Here is a 17,200-nt window from a genome sequence, read left to right on the forward strand (position 1 = left end):
AGGCGGGTTTTCACGTCGTCGTTCGGGTGTGTCGCACGAGGCGTCCGGTAACGGGCGTCCCAGATGAATAGCCATCTATCGCAAGTTTACTTCGGTAAATTTGCGGGGACAGAACCCGGCTTACAGACCGTCTGGCATTTTTTCAGGGGACAGAACCCTCGATTGCCAGTTCATCCTGACGGCCCCGTTCCGTCCAGTACATAAGAGACAACGCCAGCGTTGCAAGCAGGGCGAAGCCGCCGACCAGGGGCAGGACCGTGCCATCAAACAACTGGCCGATGAGCGCCCCCAAGGGTGCGGAAATGAGTGTCGACAAGGAACCGACGACGGCTGCACCGATGCCGGCGATATGACCCAGCGGTTCCATGGCGAGGGCGTTTAAATTTCCGAACAACAGGCCAAAGCACAGGAAGGCGAAGATAAAATACGTCATGTTCATCCACAAGCTTGGGATTCCATCGACTTGGGCGGCATACAGAAAAAACACGACCGACAGCACTGTCAGACAGATCAGGGCTAGGCGGGATAACAATCGCATGCCGTATTTCAAAACCATGCGCCCGTTGATAATGGAGGTCAGGCCGACGGCCAGCGCCAAGACGGCAAAATACAACGGGAACAGATCGGTGATGGCGTAGATGCTGGCGAACATCTGCTGGGCAGATGACAGATATCCGACCAGGGCCCCAAAAATACATCCGGCAATCAAGGTATAGCCAAGGGAAATTCGGTTGCGACAGGTTTCCCTGACGCCTGACCAGATGACGAAAAATGAAAATGGCGCGCGCCGTTCCGGTGGCAGGGTTTCCGGCTGGCGTATGTAAAACCAGCCCCAGGCAAGAAGCGCTATGACCAGAAACAAAACAAAAATCGCCCGCCAGCCCGATATCATGATGATGCCCTGTCCGATCGCCGGGGCCATGGCCGGGACGAGAATAAACACGCCCATGACAAAGGACATGATGCGCGCCATTTCGCGGCCTTCATACTGATCGCGGACAAGTGCGACACAAACGATGCGCGGGCCTGCTGCGCCAATCCCCTGCAAAACCCGTCCTACCAGCATGATTTCAAAATTTGTTGAAAGGATGGATATGAGGCAGCCGATGACAAAAATCACATAGCCGCCGTAGATCGCCGGTTTTCGTCCGATGCTGTCCGATAGTGGCCCGAATATCATCTGGGCCACGCCCAGGCCGAGAAACAGCGCCGAGATAATCAGTTGTTGATCGTTCACCGCATCGGCGCCTAAATCCTGTCCAATGCGGGGAAGCGCCGGCAGCATGGCGTCGATGGAAAGCGCCACAAGCGAGATCATCAACGCCATAAGGGGCACGAACTCCGCCATGGAAAGGGCTGGTTTGGCTTGTGTGTTCAAAGACTTCTGATTCCTTCGGTGTGGGGGGCTGACCATAACAAGCCCGAATTGTTCAAGCCATCCTCATTTTCCCTTTTTCATACGGTCTTAGGGGAGGTGCTTCTTACAAGGCTAAAAATCACCATAAATCCGCCCAAAATCGGCCACTACTTTCCGCCATTATAAAAATCCTCACAGTTTTAAGACTTTGGCAAGCAGTGGCGGGTGATGATTGGGGATTCGGCCTGGGAGTCCGGGACTTGTATTTTTCCCCGCCAATTCTGCCCCGGTAAACACTTTATTAACCCTATAAAACCCATAATATCCCATTGCTTCCCATATATTCCCATGGTATCCCATGACATCCCGTCAATACCTTTGGGGGGGATCAGCGTCTGACGTCATCTGCTTCTGGGGCAAACAGGTGATTTGTACAGGTGTAAATCCTCAAAAATGACGCGGTGGGAGAGTAAACGGCACGGGGGCCGAAATGACGCTGTTGGTAGGCAGGCACGTCAACAAGATTGACAAGAAGGGGCGGGTTTCCGTCCCCAAACCATTTCGCGACCACTTTGCGCGGGAAGGGTTTTCTGGCGTCTACGTCTATCCCTCAATCCGCTTTGCAGCCATTGAAGCCTGCGGCGAAAGCTATTTCCGCCAACTAACCCAACGCCTGGATGACAGTCTCGAGATGTTCTCCCCCGAACAGGACGACTTGCTGATTGCCATTCTCGATAACGCCCACGCCGCCCCTTTTGATCCCGAAGGCCGTATTGTTATTCCAGCCGAGCTTCTTGAAATGGCGGCTATATCGACAGAGGCCCGTTTCGTTGGGCGTGCCCACTTTTTCCAGATTTGGCAACCTCAGGCCCATGAAGAACATCGCAAGCGTGGCCTTGAGCAGGCCCGCGCCCGAGGTGTCACCCTGCCGCCCCGCCCTGGTTCAGGTGGAGAGTCCTAGATGACGGCACCCCACACCCCGGTTCTTCTCAACGAGGTTCTGGCCGCACTCGGCCCCCGCGACGGCGCAATTTATGTAGATGGAACTTTCGGTGCCGGTGGTTATTCGACGGCGATCCTTGAAGCAGCCGACTGCCGGGTCTTCGGCATTGATCGCGATCCACTGGCCCTTCAGGCGGGTCAGAAATTGGCCGGACGTTACCCCGGCAGACTCAGGGTTCTGGGTGGCTGTTATGGTGACATGGTCGACCTGCTGGCTGACATCGGCATCGACAAAGTTGACGGGGTTGCTCTCGATATCGGTGTTTCTTCCATGCAGATTGATGATGCGGGGCGCGGTTTTTCCTTCAGGGCCGACGGACCGCTGGACATGCGCATGGGATTTAAGGCCGAAGCCAGCGCCGCCGATGTTGTCAACACACTGGGCGAGGAAGAACTCGCGGACATTATTTATAGCTACGGCGAGGAGCGGGCCTCGCGCCGCATTGCCGCAGCCATTGTCAATGACCGGGTCCGGCAACCCTTTACCAGTACCCTCCAGCTTGCCGGACTGATCCGGCGTATTGTTAAAAAATCCAAAGATGGCATCGATCCCGCCACCCGCACGTTTCAAGCCCTGCGTATTTACGTTAATGACGAACTGGGTGAACTCGGCCGCGGCCTTCAGGCGGCTGAACAGTTGCTCTCCCCCGGTGGTCGCCTTGCCGTTGTTTCATTCCATTCGCTTGAAGATCGCAAGGTCAAGGAATTCCTGCTTGCCCGTTCAGGGCAGGGGCCGCGTCCGTCACGTCACTTGCCTGATGCTGGTGAGGCGGAACGTGAACCCAGTTTCAATTTGATCAAGCGCGGGATTATCAAGCCCGGTCGCGCTGAAACCGACAGCAACCCACGCGCCAGATCGGCCAGGCTCAGGGCGGCGGAACGAACGCGTTCCCCGTCCTGGCCCGGCGATGCTACTGGCGTGGCAGCATAGGGAAGGAGGAAAATGCGCCATACCACACTGCTTTTTCTGCTTCTCGCCGGCGCCCTTTCGGTGGTCCTGTTTTCGGTCAAATACCAGGTTCAGGATCTGGAGCAGGAAATGGTTGATCTGAACGGGTCGATCATCAAGGAGCGCCAGTCCATCCATGTTCTGGAAGCCGAATGGAGCCATCTGAACGATCCCGAAAGATTGGCAATTTTAGCCGAACGGCATCTTGGCATGAAGCCGGTCACGCCTGCCCAAATGGTCAATTTCCAGGGTTTCAAACTGACGGCTCTTCCGCGTGATGAAAACCAGTCCGATCTGGCTATTCCGGCGGCTGCGGTTGATGGACGGAAAAGCCCATGACCCATAAGGCATCGCAAAATTCTCTTCAACGGACGCAAATACCAGTCGACGATACGATCTTACTTGAAGGCAACCACAAGCAGGCATTGGAAACCGGACGCAACCGGTTGCTGGTAACCGGTGTCATGTTCATGATCGCCTTTGTCGCTATCGCCGTGCGGCTTGTCGACTTGACAGCTTTTGGCCCGGGTGGGGAGCCGCGCGTCAGCCATTCGATCCCGTCATCCGCGGTTGCCGCCGGGCGCGCCGATATTTTTGACCGTAATGGAACGGTGCTGGCGACATCGCTACCGACAGCGTCCTTGTTTGCCGATCCCCATGATATTATGGATGCCGAAGAAGCCGCCGATAAACTGGCCACGGTCTTCCCTGAGATTAATCGCAACGAGTTGCTGCACAAGCTCAAGTCAAATTCCCGCTTTGTCTGGATCAGTCGCAATCTCACTCCCAATCAGCAATACGCGGTCAATCGCTTAGGGATTCCGGGCGTTTCGTTTGAGCACGGCGAGCGCCGGGTTTATCCTCATGGGCGTGAAGCCGCCCATGTTCTGGGCCTGACCGATGTTGACGGCAACGGCATTGCCGGCGTTGAAAAATATTTTGCCACCAGCCTGAACAAGGGTGCGGAGCCATTACAGCTGTCAATTGACCTTCGCATTCAAGCGATGTTGCGCCAGGAGTTGACGGCGGCGGTCAGTGAATTCCAGGCCATTGGCGCTGCCGGAATCGTTCTTGACGTGCAAACAGGCGAGATCATTTCGATGGTCTCACTACCTGATTTTGACCCAAACATACCTGATTCCATGATCGGCACGGTCGCCTTCAATCGGGCCACCAAGGGCGTTTATGAAATGGGCTCGACTTTCAAGTTGTTCACCACCGCCATGGCCCTGGACAGTGGCACGGTCAGCATTGATGACGGTTACGACGCCAGTGAACCGATCAAGATCGCGCGCTTCACCATCAGTGACTATCACGGCAAGAACCGCTGGCTCTCGGTGCCGGAAATTCTGGTTTATTCCTCGAACATCGGTTCGGCGAAAATGGCCATGGATGTGGGAGCCAAGGCGCAGAAGTTTTATCTCGACCAGTTTGGACTTCTTCATCAGTCGGCGGTTGAATTGCCGGAAATCGGACTGCCCCAATACCCAGCTCGCTGGGGTGATATCTCGACCATGACAATTTCCTACGGGCACGGGGTTTCGGTTAGCGCCTTGCAACTGGCCGACGGTGTCGCGGCCCTCGTAAACGGCGGTATTCGCCTGCCGGTGACCCTGCTTAAACATCGCGGCACGACGCCACCCGCAGGCATACGGGTGCTTTCGGAGCAGACGTCCAAACAGATGCGCGCCCTGATGCGTCTTGTTGTCACCAGTGGCACCGGCAAGAACGCCGCGGCCCCCGGTTATTTGGTTGGTGGTAAAACAGGCACCGCAGATAAACAGGTGAACGGGCGCTACGGAGAGAAGTCGCTGATTTCTTCTTTCGTCGGCACCTTCCCGGTTGATAAGCCCCGCTTCGTCATCCTGGCCATGCTTGATGAACCAAAAGGCACCAAGCGAACATTTAACTATGCCACCGGCGGCTGGGTTGCGGCCCCGGTTGTCGGCCACATGGTTTCAAGAATCGCAACGCTGCTGGGAATCCTGCCGCGCGGCGAGGAACTTCCGGATGACATTAAAATTAAGGCCGGCAAACCCCGCTTGGCGTCGTTGGGGTCATTTCCTGCGACCGCCGGGGGTCGGACCTTTGCGTCTTTTTGATTTGATTGATGGAGACCAAAACGAAGTGTTAGGCAGTGCGACCATGAAGGAGACCCAGGTCACGGGACTGACGTGTGATTCACGTAAAGTCGCACCCGGCTTTGTGTTCGCAGCACTTCCCGGATCAAGCGCTGACGGACGGGCGTTTATGGATCAAGCCATCGCCCGCGGTGCTGTCGCCATTCTGGCTCCTGATGGAACCGATGGCGGGGAGACCGTGCCCGTTTTGACATCTGCCAACCCGCGCCGCAGCTACGCCCAAATGGCGGCCCGCTTTTATGGCGACCAGCCTTCGACGATTGCCGCCGTTACCGGCACCAACGGCAAAACATCGGTGGTTTCCTTTACCCGCCAAATCTGGAGCGCCCTTGGCGTCAGAGCCGCCAGTATGGGGACACTTGGGATTAGTGGCCCGGGTTTTGAAATTCCTGAAGGATTGACCACGCCGGATCCGGTCGCCCTGCATCAAAGCCTTGCCAACTTGCGTGGACGTGGTATCGAAAAACTTGCCATGGAGGCATCTTCCCATGGCCTTGACCAGTATCGTCTGGACGGCGTCACCGTGTCGCTCGCCGGGTTCACCAACCTGAGCCGTGATCATCTGGATTATCACGGCTCCATGGATGATTACCTGAAGGCCAAATTGCGCCTGTTCAGCGAGGTTCTTTCCGAGGACGGCGTTGCGGTTCTCAATGCCGATGAGGAAGCCTGCTCATCGTTCAGTAAGGCGGCGCGTGGCCGGGTCATCAGTTACGGTCGGTCGGGCGTTGATATCCGGATCGAAAAGATCGAGGCAACCGCGGCTGGGCAGCATCTGACCCTGAACGTCATGGGAAATTCATACAGCGTCAACTTGGCCCTGGCCGGGGCGTTCCAGGTTGAAAACGCCCTGTGCGCCTTAGGGTTGGTTCTGGCAGAAGGCGCCGATGTTGAACGCGCCACCCGGGCCCTTGATAATCTTGAAGGCGTGCCGGGACGACTGCAACATGTGGCTGACTGCGCAAATGGTGCGGCTGTCTATGTAGATTACGCCCACACCCCTGATGCACTGGCCACGGTGCTTACCGCCATGCGGCCCCATGCAAGCGGTAAGCTGGGCGTGGTGTTCGGTTGCGGTGGTGATCGGGACAAGGGCAAGCGTCCGCAAATGGGTCAGGTCGCCTGCGAACTGGCCGACGACGTCATCGTCACCGATGATAATCCGCGAAGCGAAGAGCCCAGTCTCATTCGCGCTCAGGCGCTTGTCGGCTGCCCCGACGCTGATGATGTTGGTGATCGGGCAAAGGCCATTGATGTGGCGGTTGCTCGCTTGCAAGCCGGTGATGTCTTGATCGTCGCGGGTAAAGGTCATGAAACAGGGCAAACCGTTAAAGGCGAGGTTAGGCCCTTTAATGACGCCGATGAAATTCGCCGCGCCGTCCGGGAGGCTGGAATATGATGGCCGAGCAACGGACATTGTGGACATCCAGCGAGGCCGCGCTGGCGACTTCCGGCGAGGCCATCTCTGAATGGTCGGCCAGCGGCGTCTCCATCGATACCCGCACACTTCAGAAAGGCGACCTGTTTGTTGCCTTACACGGCCCCAACTTCGATGGTCATGAATTTGTCGATGAAGCCCTGGCAAAAGGTGCTGTCGCTGCCTTCGTCGATAAGAACATCAGCGCTGATAAAGTCCTGAAAGTCGCAGATACCATGGCCGGTCTGGAAGACCTTGGCCGGGCCTCGCGGGCCCGCAGTGCCGCCAGCATCATTGCGGTTACCGGCAGTGTCGGCAAAACCGGGTCGAAGGAAGCCCTGAAGCTGGCACTTTCCGAACAAGGGGAAACATACGCCAGCGCCGGCAGTCTGAACAATCACTGGGGTGTTCCCTTAAGTCTGTCGCGAATGTCCGGGCAGGCGGAATTCGGAATTTTTGAAATCGGCATGAATCATCCGGGTGAGATTAATCCGTTGTCCAGGATGGTCCGCCCGAACGTCGCCTTGATCACCACGGTCGAGGCCGTGCACAGTGAATTCTTCGACACGGACGAAGCGATTGCCGATGCCAAGGCTGAAATTTTTGCAGGTCTGATCCACGGCGGCGCTGTCGTCCTCAATCGCGATAACAGGCACTTCCTGCGTCTTCATGCTGCCGCCCGGGCCAAAGGCATAGACCGTATCATTGGTTTTGGAACATGGGATGAAGCCGATTTCAGGCTGCTCGATGCGGTGTCTGATAACGGTGGAACGATCATCCGCGCCAATTTGGGCGGTGCCCTGCTGACCTACCGGCTGGCCATTGCCGGCCACCACTGGGTGGTTAACAGTCTGGGCGTTTTGGCCGCCATCGCTGCCGCAGGCGGCAATGTCAATGACGCGGCGGAAGTCCTTGGCGGTATGGAAGCGCCAGCAGGGCGGGGCCGTTTCCATCTGATCCACACAGGGGCAGGCGAAGTGACCCTGATTGATGAAAGCTACAACGCCAGCCCGGTTTCCATGCAAGCGGCGATCGAGGTGTTGGGGCAAACCGCACCAACAGGCGACGGGCAGCGCATTGCGGTTCTTGGCGACATGCTGGAGTTGGGCTCTGGGGCGGCCCAAATTCACACAAACCTGGCTGAGGTGCTGATCCGTGAAGGCATCGACCTTGTCTTCACGGCGGGCCGCGACATGGCTTATCTGGCCGACGCCCTGCCACCTGCCATGCGCGGTGGCCACGCCAGTAACACAGAGCTTTTGCTGCCGATGGTCATTGAGGCCCTGAGCAGCGGTGATGTCATCGTCGTCAAGGGTTCGGCGGGAAGTAAAACCGGCATTATCGTCGAAGCCCTGCTTGGCTTGGATGCCCATTCAAAACGCACGGTCAACGGGGATTAGGGGGGAATAAAATGCTTTATCATCTGTTATTCCCGCTGGCCGACCAGATCGCGTTGTTTAACGTCTTCCGCTATCTGACCTTCCGTACCGGTGGTGCTATGATAACGGCCCTGCTGGTCAGTTTCGTTGTCGGGCCTTATCTGATCGATGCCCTGCGTTCCAAGCAGAAGGGTGGTCAGCCCATTCGCGAGGATGGTCCGCCCGATCACCTCCTGACCAAGCAGGGAACCCCGACCATGGGTGGATTCCTGATCCTACTTGCCCTCAGTATCGCAACTCTGCTGTGGGCGGATTTGAACAACGGTTATGTGTGGGTCGCCCTGGGCGTCACCATGGCATACGGAGCAATTGGATTTCTTGACGATTATCTGAAGGTTTCAAAACGCGACAGCAAAGGCATATCGGGCCGCCTGAAATTACTACTGCAAGCGGTGGTCGCAGGTGCCGCAACAATGTGGATCACCCAGATGTTGCCAGCTGATCTGGCGACGACTCTGGCGGTGCCGTTCTTTAAAACGGCGCTTATTGATCTTGGCAACGGATTTCTGATCTTCGCCATCGTTGTCATGGTCGGGGCATCCAATGCGGTGAATTTAACCGATGGTCTGGATGGCTTGGCAATTGGCCCGGTGATGATCGCGGCTGCCGTCTTCGCCCTTATCGCCTATCTGATTGGCCACGCGGTGTTTTCGTCATACCTGCAAATTCATCACGTGCCAGGGGCCGGTGAATTGGCGGTGTTCTGTGGGGCGCTCATCGGTGGTGGACTTGGCTTCCTGTGGTTCAACGCGCCGCCGGCAAAGGTTTTCATGGGCGATACGGGATCACTCGCCATGGGTGGGGCGCTGGGGGTGATCAGCGTGATCACCAAACACGAACTGGTTCTGGCCATCGTTGGCGGACTGTTTGTTCTGGAAACGGTTTCGGTGATCGTTCAGGTCGCCTCGTACAAGCTGACCGGTAAACGCGTCTTCGCCATGGCCCCGTTGCACCATCACTTCGAGAAGAAGGGTTGGGCGGAAGCAACCATTGTCATTCGTTTTTGGATCATCGCCATCATTCTGGCGCTGATCGGTCTTTCAACACTGAAACTCAGGTAAGGGGGATTTTGAAATGATCAAACTTCCCTCTTATAAGGGACAATCGGTTGCCGTCTTTGGCCTTGGCCGTTCGGGCAATTCCAGCGCACGCGCCCTGATGGAAAGTGGCGCGGAGGTTGTTGCCTGGGACGACAATGAAATTTCTCGCCATCAGGCCACTGCCGCCGGTATCCCTGTTGCCGACCTCGCGACCAGCGACTGGAGCGGGTTCAGCGCCCTGATCCTTTCGCCGGGTATTCCCCTTGACCATCCCGAACCGCACCCGGTTGTTCGACTGGCCCGCGATAACGGGGTTGAAATTATCGGTGACATTGAACTTTTGGCCCGTTGTCAAAGCCGGGCCAGGAACATCGGCATTACCGGCACAAACGGCAAATCGACAACAACGGCGTTGATTGGCCATATCCTTTCCCGGGCTGCTGAAAGCCAGGTTCAGGTGGGGGGCAATCTGGGTGTGCCGGTGCTCGATCTGGAGCCTATAGGCGAGGACGGTTGCTATGTGCTGGAGATGTCTTCCTACCAGCTGGATCTCACCCATTCACTTGAATACGACGTCGCCGTGCTACTTAACCTGAGCCCGGATCATCTGGATCGCCATGGCGACATGGCCGGATACATCGCCGCCAAGCAACGAATTTTTGATCGTTATGAAAGCGCTGTTATCGGTGTCGACGACGAACATTGCCGCGCCGTTTTAGAAAAACTGAAAGCCGGTGGCAAAGCCAGGCTTATCGCTGTTTCCGGATGCAAAACTGTCCCCGGCGGTATTTATGTAAAGGACGGCATCCTTTATGACGACAGCGAAACAGGCCCGGCCGAGGCGATCATCTCGATGGACAAGTTGCCAAGATTGCCGGGAGTCCATAACGCCCAGAACGCGGCGGCTGCCTATGCCACAGCCAGGCTGATGGGGTTGCAACGTCAATCCATCATTTCAGGTATGGGCTCGTTTCCGGGACTGGCCCATCGTCAGGAATTGCTCGCCGTTATTGATGGCGTCACTTATGTCAATGACAGCAAGGCGACCAATGGCGAGGCGGCGGCGCGCGCACTTGCCTGTTACGGCGACATTTTCTGGATTGCCGGGGGGCGGATCAAACAAGGCGGCATCGAAGCCACCAAGCCCTATCTGGACCGGGTTCGTCACGCTTATCTTATTGGCGAGGCGGCAAATGATTTTGCGGGCACCCTTGAAACCCGGGTGCCGGTTACGGTTTCCGGCGAACTGTCAAATGCACTGGGTGAAGCGCGGCAAAATGCGCTTGTCGAAACGGGCGTCGGTGCTGTTGTTCTGTTATCGCCTGCCTGCGCCTCGTTCGATCAGTTTGAAAATTTTGAATCCCGCGGCGAAGCCTTCCGCGATCTTGTCCATGCCCTTCCAGGTGAACGCAGGGAGGTTGGCACATGAGCACCTTGGCGCGCACCGATAAAAGTCTGTTTGGCCGCTGGTGGTGGACCATTGACCGCTGGATGCTGGCGGCGATTATTGCCATCGCCGCCATTGGTGCCCTGTTGACGCTTGCCGCTTCACCCGCCGTGGCCGAACGGATCGGTTTCGACACCTATCATTTTGTTCGTCGTCAGTTCATCTTCCTGCCGGTGTCGATGGTGATCATGGTTATGGTTTCGCTGATGACGCCAAGGGGTATCAGGCGCCTGGCCGTCGGCTGTGCGATTATTGCCCTTCTCGGCATGATTGCGACGTTACTTGTTGGCACTGAAATTAAGGGCGCAACCCGCTGGATTCATATCGCCGGGTTCTCCGTGCAGCCGTCAGAATTTCTTAAACCGGCTTTTGCCGTTATCGCCGCCTGGCTTTTCGCCGAAAGCAATCTGAATGCGAACCTGCCGGGAAACAAGCTTGCAACCGGGCTGTTTATCGTCATCGCCATGCTTTTACTGATGCAGCCCGATGTTGGTATGACCGCCGTCGTCGCCGCTATTTGGGGTGTCGAATTCTTTCTTGCCGGGTTGCCGCTGGTGTTGGTGGTGATGATGGCAGTGTTATTCATGGGCGGCATCGTCGGGGCCTATTTCACGTTCTCTCATGTTCAGGGGCGTATCGACCGCTTTCTTGATCCCGCCGCCGGTGAGGGTTATCAGGTGATGCGAGCGCTTGAAGCATTCCGCAATGGCGGCTTGTTTGGTCGCGGCCCCGGCGAGGGACGGGTCAAGGAAGTCCTGCCCGATGCTCACGCGGATTTCATTTTCGCCGTTGCCGGTGAAGAATTCGGCCTGATTGCCTGCCTGGTCCTGCTGGCCCTGTTCGCCTTTGTCGTGCTGCGCGGGTTTTCGCGGGTTCTGCGGGAAGACAATTTGTTTTGCCTGCTGGCGGTGGCCGGTCTTCTGGTCCAGTTCGGCTTGCAGGTGATCATTAATATTGCCTCCAACCTGAACATGATCCCGCCCAAGGGAATGACCCTGCCATTCGTTTCTTACGGCGGTTCATCGACACTGGCGCTGGCTATCGGCATGGGCATGATGTTGGCGTTGACCCGTGAGAGACCGGGGATGGGGGCTTCGCGCGAGGCCCGCACGTTTGGCAGACTGGCTGCTGCCGGTGGAGGTGGGCGATGATGTCTCCTTCAGAAAAACTGGTCGTCCTGGCCGCAGGTGGTACCGGCGGTCATGTCTTCCCGGCCGAAGCCCTGGCCACTGAAATGACCGGACGCGGCTTTAAATTAAGCCTGATTACCGACCGTCGTGGCGATGCATACGGTGGCGCGTTGGGTAGCATTGAAACGCACCGGGTTCGGGCCGGCGGCATTGCCGGCAAGAGCATTAGCGCGCTTCTGCGCAGTGGTCCGGAACTTGCCTTCGGCACCTTGCAGGCACGGTTCCTGTTGAAAAAAATGCGACCTCGGGCGGTTGTCGGCTTTGGTGGCTATGCGTCTGTTCCAACCATGCTTGCGGCAACCTTCGGTGGTTGCAAAACGGTTATTCATGAACAAAACGCGGTTCTTGGCCGCGCTAATAGGCTGCTTGCCAGCAGGGTCAAACGGATCGCCACGTCCTTCGAGGGCACCCGTTCTGTTCCCGACAGCGCGATGGCCAAGGTTATTCAGACGGGAATGCCTGTCAGACAGACGCTGACAGCGGTGCGCGGAACTGCTTATCCGGAATTAAACGACAGCAGCGAAATTAACATTTTGGTTCTTGGTGGCTCCCAGGGCGCAAATATTCTTAGTGAAGTTATTCCCGAAGCCATTGGCCGTCTTGATGCCGATTTGCGGGCTCGCCTGAGTATCACCCAGCAATGTCGCCCCGAAGACCTGGAAGCCGCCCGCGCCAACTACCGGCAACTGTCCATCAAGGCTGAACTGGAAAGTTTCTTTGATGATATTCCCGAACGTCTGGCCGCAACGCATTTGCTGATCAGCCGGGCTGGCGCATCAAGCGTGGCAGAGGCAATGACAGTGGGCAGGCCGGCTATTCTGGTTCCCTATCCGCACGCTGTTGATGATCACCAGACCTTTAATGCCCACGCCCTGGATGATGCGGGCGGGGGTTGGTTAATGGCGCAGGAAACATTCACACCTGAAGCGCTGGCTGAACGACTTTCTTCACTGCTTCATACACCGAGGGTGCTGACCAGGGCCGCGGCGTGTGCGCGCACCGCCGGGCGTCCCGACGCGGTTGTCAGATTGGCCGACACAATTTGCGAATTGATCGAGACTAATGGTCAAAGCAACGATGGCAGGAGGGCCGCATGAGAGCACTCTCCCTTTCCATTGGCACCATTCATTTTGTCGGCATCGGTGGCATCGGCATGAGCGGTATTGCCGAAGTGCTGCATAATCTTGGTTATTCGGTGCAGGGTAGCGACATGTCCGACAACGCCAATGTCAAACGGCTCATGGACATGGGGGTTCCTGTCAAGATCGGCCATAACGAGGGCAACGTGGGGCAGGCCCAGGTTGTCGTCATTTCCTCTGCCGTCAAGGACGATAACCCGGAAGTGATGATCGCCAGGAATAAACTGATCCCGGTTGTCCGCCGTGCTGAAATGCTTGGCGAACTGATGCGCCTGAAATGGTCGATTGCGGTTGGTGGCACCCATGGCAAGACGACAACCACGTCGTTGATCGCGGCCATGCTGGAAGCCGCTGATATGGACCCGACGGTGATTAACGGCGGCATCATTAACGCCTGGGGCTCGAACGCCAAATTGGGCGGTGGCGACTGGATGGTCGCCGAAGCCGATGAATCTGACGGCACCTTCCTTAAACTTCCCGCGACCATCGCTGTGGTCACCAATATCGATCCCGAACACCTGGATCATTACGGTGATTTTGATGCCTTGCGCGATGCCTTCGACGCCTTCGTCCAGAACATTCCGTTTTATGGTTTCGCCGCCCTGTGCATCGATCATGTTGAAGTTCAGGCGATGATCCCCAGGGTCTCGGACCGCAAGGTGGTGACCTATGGCTTTAGTCCGCAGGCCGATGTTCGGGCAATTAATGTCAAGCGCCGTAAAGAAGGCGTGACCATGGATGTGGTGATTAATGACCGCAAGGCGGCAATGGCCAAAACCATTGAGGCAATTGAGCTGCCGATGTTTGGCGATCACAACATCCAGAATGCTCTGGCGGCTATTGCCATTGCCAGCGAGATGGGTATCGAAGAGGCGGTTTTGCAAAAAGCCCTGGCCAATTTTGAAGGTGTTAAACGGCGCTTCACCCGGACCGGGGAAATTGACGGCATCACCGTGATTGATGATTACGGACATCATCCGGTTGAAATTACGGCGGTTCTGGCGGCGGCGCGTGAAGCCACGGAAGGACAGGTCATCGCCATCGTCCAGCCACACCGGTATAGCCGCCTGCGCGATTTGTTTGAAGATTTTTGTACCTGTTTTAACGACGCAGACGCCGTTTTGGTAACGGATGTCTATGCGGCTGGCGAGCAACCGATTGAAGGGGTCGACCGTGACGCCCTGGTCAAGGGATTGCGCGAACGTGGCCATCGTACGGTGATGCCACTGCTTGATCCGGAAGGGCTTGCTGGAATCATCAATGATTTGGCCCAGCCGGGCGATTTGGTTGTCTGCCTTGGGGCCGGAAATATTACCCAGTGGGCCAATGCGCTGCCTGAAAATCTGCGGATGCTCCGTTACGGCGAGAAGGAGGCGGGGGAATGATGGCGGCTGAAATCACTAAACCCGGCCTGATCGAGCGGCTGCCAACAGTGCGCGGACGCTACAACGCTGATGTGCCATTGGACAAGATTACCTGGTTCAGGGTCGGCGGTCCGGCGGAAGTCATGTTCCGCCCAACCGATGTTGAAGACCTGATGCTGTTTCTTTCCATCGTACCGCCGGATATCGACATCACGGTTATTGGAGTCGGTTCCAATCTGCTGGTCCGTGATGGTGGTGTGCCCGGTGTGGTCATTCGTCTGGGCCGGGAATTCGCCGGGGTCAAGGCGGTCGGCGATACCCTTGAAGTCGGGGCCGGGGCGCTGGATGGCAATGTCGCGCTGGCGGCGCGGGACGCCGGTATTGCCGGCATGGAATTTCTTAGCGGCATACCCGGCACCATCGGTGGCGGTCTGCGCATGAACGGCGGTGCTTACGGTTCGGAATTCAAGGATATTCTGGTTAGCGCCCGCGCCATCGATAACCACGGGGCTCTTCACCAACTAAGCCCCGAAGACATGGGTTTCACCTATCGCTCAACCAGTGTTTCCGAAGACTGGTTGTTTATTGACGCGGCCTTTAAGGGGCGCCCGGAGCCGGTTGCCGACATCACCCGCCGGATGGCTGAAATCAAAGCCTCGCGTGAGCAAAACCAGCCGGTGCGTTCGCAAACCGGTGGCTCGACATTCGCCAATCCGCCGGGGGCAAAAGCCTGGGAACTGATTGATCAGGCAGGCTGTCGGGGGCTGACACGCGGTGGAGCCATGGTATCGGAGAAGCATTGTAATTTCCTGATCAATACGGGTGAGGCCACGGCTGCCGATCTGGAAGGCCTTGGCGAGGAAGTGCGCAGGCGTGTGTTCGAGCAAAGTGGGCTCACCCTGGAATGGGAAATCCGGCGTATCGGTGTGTTTGAGGAGCACGGAGCATGAGTAAAAACGTCGCCATCCTGATGGGCGGTTGGTCGGCCGAGCGGGAAGTCTCGCTGGTCACCGGGGCCGCCGTCTCCAACAGTCTCAAGAAGGCCGGTTTCCAGGTCACATCTATCGATGTGCAACGTGATATGGGTTCCTTGCTGACGCGCCTGTACCCGAAACCGGACGCCGTTTTTAACGCCTTGCATGGACGCTTTGGCGAAGATGGCTGCGTGCAGGGCCTGCTCGACATTTTAAACATTCCCTACACCCATTCGGGTTTGTTGGCGTCGTCCCTGGCGATGGACAAACCGATGTCAAAAATGCTTTTCGCCAACGTCGGTATCAAGGTTGCCGAACATCAAATCGTCAGCCGTGCGGATGTTCTCTCCGGCGACGTGATGGCCAGACCCTATGTCATCAAACCGACCAATGAAGGGTCAAGCGTCGGCGTTCATATTATCCAGGAAGGCGAAAACGAACTGCCCTTTGAACACGACAGCTGGCCTTACGGTGAAGAAGTGATGGTCGAGGCTTTCATTGGCGGACAGGAACTGTCGGTCACTGTGATGGGCGTGCGGTCACTGGCGGTTACCGAAATCACCACCAACCACGGTTTTTACGATTACTCGGCGAAATACGAGGACGGCGGCTCGTTGCACGTGCTGCCGGCAAACGTTGACAAGAAAATCTATGACGAGGCCATGGAGCTGGCGCTGCTGGCCCACCAAACGCTCGGATGTCGGGGCGTTTCAAGGGCTGATTTCCGTTTCGACGGTGACAGTCTGTACATGCTTGAAATCAACACCCAACCCGGCATGACGCCGACGTCGCTGGCCCCTGAACAGGCGGCTCATGTCGGTATCTCGTTTGAAGAACTGGTCACCTGGATGGTTGAAAATGCGGAGTGCGACCCATGAGTATATTGAACTGGTTTACAGGAAACGAAGACTCATCACCCAAGCGTGGACAGCCGCGCCGCCGGGTCGTGCCGGTTTGGCGCAGGCGCGGCGCCCTGATCGCCCTGGTTGCGATTTTGCTGGCTACGGCGGCGGGTGGCGGCATGTGGACGTGGAACAACGGGGTTATTGGCCGGGCTGCTGATCAGGCCAAATGGAACCTGATCGCTTTGTCCGGAAAACTCGGCTTCACGGTCGAAGATGTTCTTGTTGTTGGCCGTTCCCAGACAACCCGCGAGGAATTGATGAAGGCCGTCAGGCTGGCCCGCGGCGCACCCATTCTGGCTTACGACCTTGAGGAAGCACGCCGTCGTATCGAGGTCTTGCCCTGGATCGGCAGCGCCTCTGTCGAACGGATGCTGCCTGACACGATTTTGCTGAGTGTTGTTGAACGCCAGCCATTGGCGTTGTGGCAAAGTCAGGGTCGCTTCAGTCTTATCGATCACATGGGAAAAGTTATTTTAAATCAAAGCATTGAACGTTTCTCCGATCTGCTGGTCGTGGTCGGCGAAGACGCGCCAAAGAACGCTGCCGCCCTGCTCGATGTTCTGCAAACCCAGCCGCAGTTGATGGATTTGGCAAAATCCGCCGTCAGGGTCGGGGAAAGGCGCTGGAATGTACGCTTACGTGGCGACATTGATGTCCGCCTGCCAGCCGAACATGCTGCCGCCGCCTGGTCGCGGTTGGCCGAGTATGAAAGTCGTCACGGAATCCTAAGTCGCGACGTCAAGGTGCTCGACCTGAGACTTCCTGACAGGCTGATCGTCAGAAAAACCCCGAATGGCCCGGAAATAAAAATCCCGCCGGAAAGGGAGACCTGAGCA

At 57.0% G+C, this 17,200-nt stretch carries 15 protein-coding genes; 14 read left to right on the top strand and 1 reads right to left on the bottom strand.

Going from position 1 to position 17,200, the window contains the following annotated elements:
* Positions 1–142: 142 nt before the first annotated feature.
* Positions 143–1,348 (bottom strand): multidrug effflux MFS transporter, encoded by a 1,206-nt coding sequence (locus HOL66_12585; protein MBT5245068.1) that lies wholly within the window; start codon positions 1,346–1,348, stop codon positions 143–145.
* A 499-nt stretch (positions 1,349–1,847) separates the two neighbouring features.
* Between HOL66_12585 and HOL66_12590 the strand changes: the two genes are divergently transcribed.
* Genes HOL66_12590 through HOL66_12655 form a run of 14 tightly spaced genes read left to right on the top strand, consistent with a single transcriptional unit; the run spans position 1,848 to position 17,197 of the window.
* Entirely contained in the window at positions 1,848–2,318 is a 471-nt protein-coding gene (locus HOL66_12590) for a division/cell wall cluster transcriptional repressor MraZ (protein MBT5245069.1), read from the top strand.
* Positions 2,319–3,290 carry a 16S rRNA (cytosine(1402)-N(4))-methyltransferase RsmH gene (gene rsmH, locus HOL66_12595; protein ID MBT5245070.1) on the top strand — a complete coding sequence of 324 codons (972 nt, stop codon included), beginning with the start codon at positions 2,319–2,321 and terminating at the stop codon, positions 3,288–3,290.
* A 12-nt stretch (positions 3,291–3,302) separates the two neighbouring features.
* Positions 3,303–3,647 (top strand): hypothetical protein, encoded by a 345-nt coding sequence (locus HOL66_12600; GenBank protein ID MBT5245071.1) that lies wholly within the window; start codon positions 3,303–3,305, stop codon positions 3,645–3,647.
* The gene (locus HOL66_12605) at positions 3,644–5,410 is read left to right on the top strand and encodes a penicillin-binding protein 2 (protein ID MBT5245072.1); all 1,767 of its coding nucleotides are present in this window, start codon (positions 3,644–3,646) and stop codon (positions 5,408–5,410) included. The genes HOL66_12600 and HOL66_12605 overlap by 4 nt, the downstream gene beginning before the upstream one ends.
* Complete coding sequence (locus tag HOL66_12610; protein MBT5245073.1) at positions 5,319–6,848, top strand: UDP-N-acetylmuramoyl-L-alanyl-D-glutamate--2,6-diaminopimelate ligase; 1,530 nt, start codon at positions 5,319–5,321, stop codon at positions 6,846–6,848. Before HOL66_12605 ends, HOL66_12610 begins: the two co-directional genes overlap by 92 nt.
* Positions 6,848–8,266, top strand: a complete 1,419-nt coding sequence (gene murF / locus HOL66_12615; protein ID MBT5245074.1) for a UDP-N-acetylmuramoyl-tripeptide--D-alanyl-D-alanine ligase — start codon at positions 6,848–6,850, stop codon at positions 8,264–8,266. Before HOL66_12610 ends, murF begins: the two co-directional genes overlap by 1 nt.
* Positions 8,267–8,277: 11 nt before the next feature.
* Entirely contained in the window at positions 8,278–9,366 is a 1,089-nt protein-coding gene (locus tag HOL66_12620) for a phospho-N-acetylmuramoyl-pentapeptide-transferase (protein ID MBT5245075.1), read from the top strand.
* A 13-nt stretch (positions 9,367–9,379) separates the two neighbouring features.
* Complete coding sequence (locus HOL66_12625) at positions 9,380–10,774, top strand: UDP-N-acetylmuramoyl-L-alanine--D-glutamate ligase (GenBank protein ID MBT5245076.1); 1,395 nt, start codon at positions 9,380–9,382, stop codon at positions 10,772–10,774.
* A complete protein-coding gene (locus tag HOL66_12630) occupies positions 10,771–11,943 on the top strand; it encodes a cell division protein FtsW (protein ID MBT5245077.1) in 1,173 nt (390 codons plus the stop codon). The genes HOL66_12625 and HOL66_12630 overlap by 4 nt, the downstream gene beginning before the upstream one ends.
* Positions 11,943–13,079, top strand: coding sequence for an undecaprenyldiphospho-muramoylpentapeptide beta-N-acetylglucosaminyltransferase (gene murG, locus HOL66_12635; GenBank protein ID MBT5245078.1), 1,137 nt, complete (start codon positions 11,943–11,945; stop codon positions 13,077–13,079). Before HOL66_12630 ends, murG begins: the two co-directional genes overlap by 1 nt.
* The gene (locus tag HOL66_12640; GenBank protein ID MBT5245079.1) at positions 13,076–14,506 is read left to right on the top strand and encodes a UDP-N-acetylmuramate--L-alanine ligase; all 1,431 of its coding nucleotides are present in this window, start codon (positions 13,076–13,078) and stop codon (positions 14,504–14,506) included. Before murG ends, HOL66_12640 begins: the two co-directional genes overlap by 4 nt.
* On the top strand, positions 14,503–15,435 hold the full coding sequence (gene murB / locus HOL66_12645) for a UDP-N-acetylmuramate dehydrogenase (GenBank protein MBT5245080.1): 933 nt from the start codon (positions 14,503–14,505) through the stop codon (positions 15,433–15,435). The genes HOL66_12640 and murB overlap by 4 nt, the downstream gene beginning before the upstream one ends.
* Positions 15,432–16,337: a D-alanine--D-alanine ligase gene (locus HOL66_12650; protein ID MBT5245081.1), complete on the top strand. Its 906-nt coding sequence runs from the start codon at positions 15,432–15,434 to the stop codon at positions 16,335–16,337. Before murB ends, HOL66_12650 begins: the two co-directional genes overlap by 4 nt.
* Positions 16,334–17,197, top strand: a complete 864-nt coding sequence (locus tag HOL66_12655) for an FtsQ-type POTRA domain-containing protein (protein ID MBT5245082.1) — start codon at positions 16,334–16,336, stop codon at positions 17,195–17,197. The genes HOL66_12650 and HOL66_12655 overlap by 4 nt, the downstream gene beginning before the upstream one ends.
* The last annotated feature ends 3 nt before the right edge of the window (positions 17,198–17,200 follow it).

This window comes from Rhodospirillaceae bacterium, assembly GCA_018662005.1.
Classification (GTDB): domain Bacteria; phylum Pseudomonadota; class Alphaproteobacteria; order Rhodospirillales; family JABHCV01; genus JACNJU01.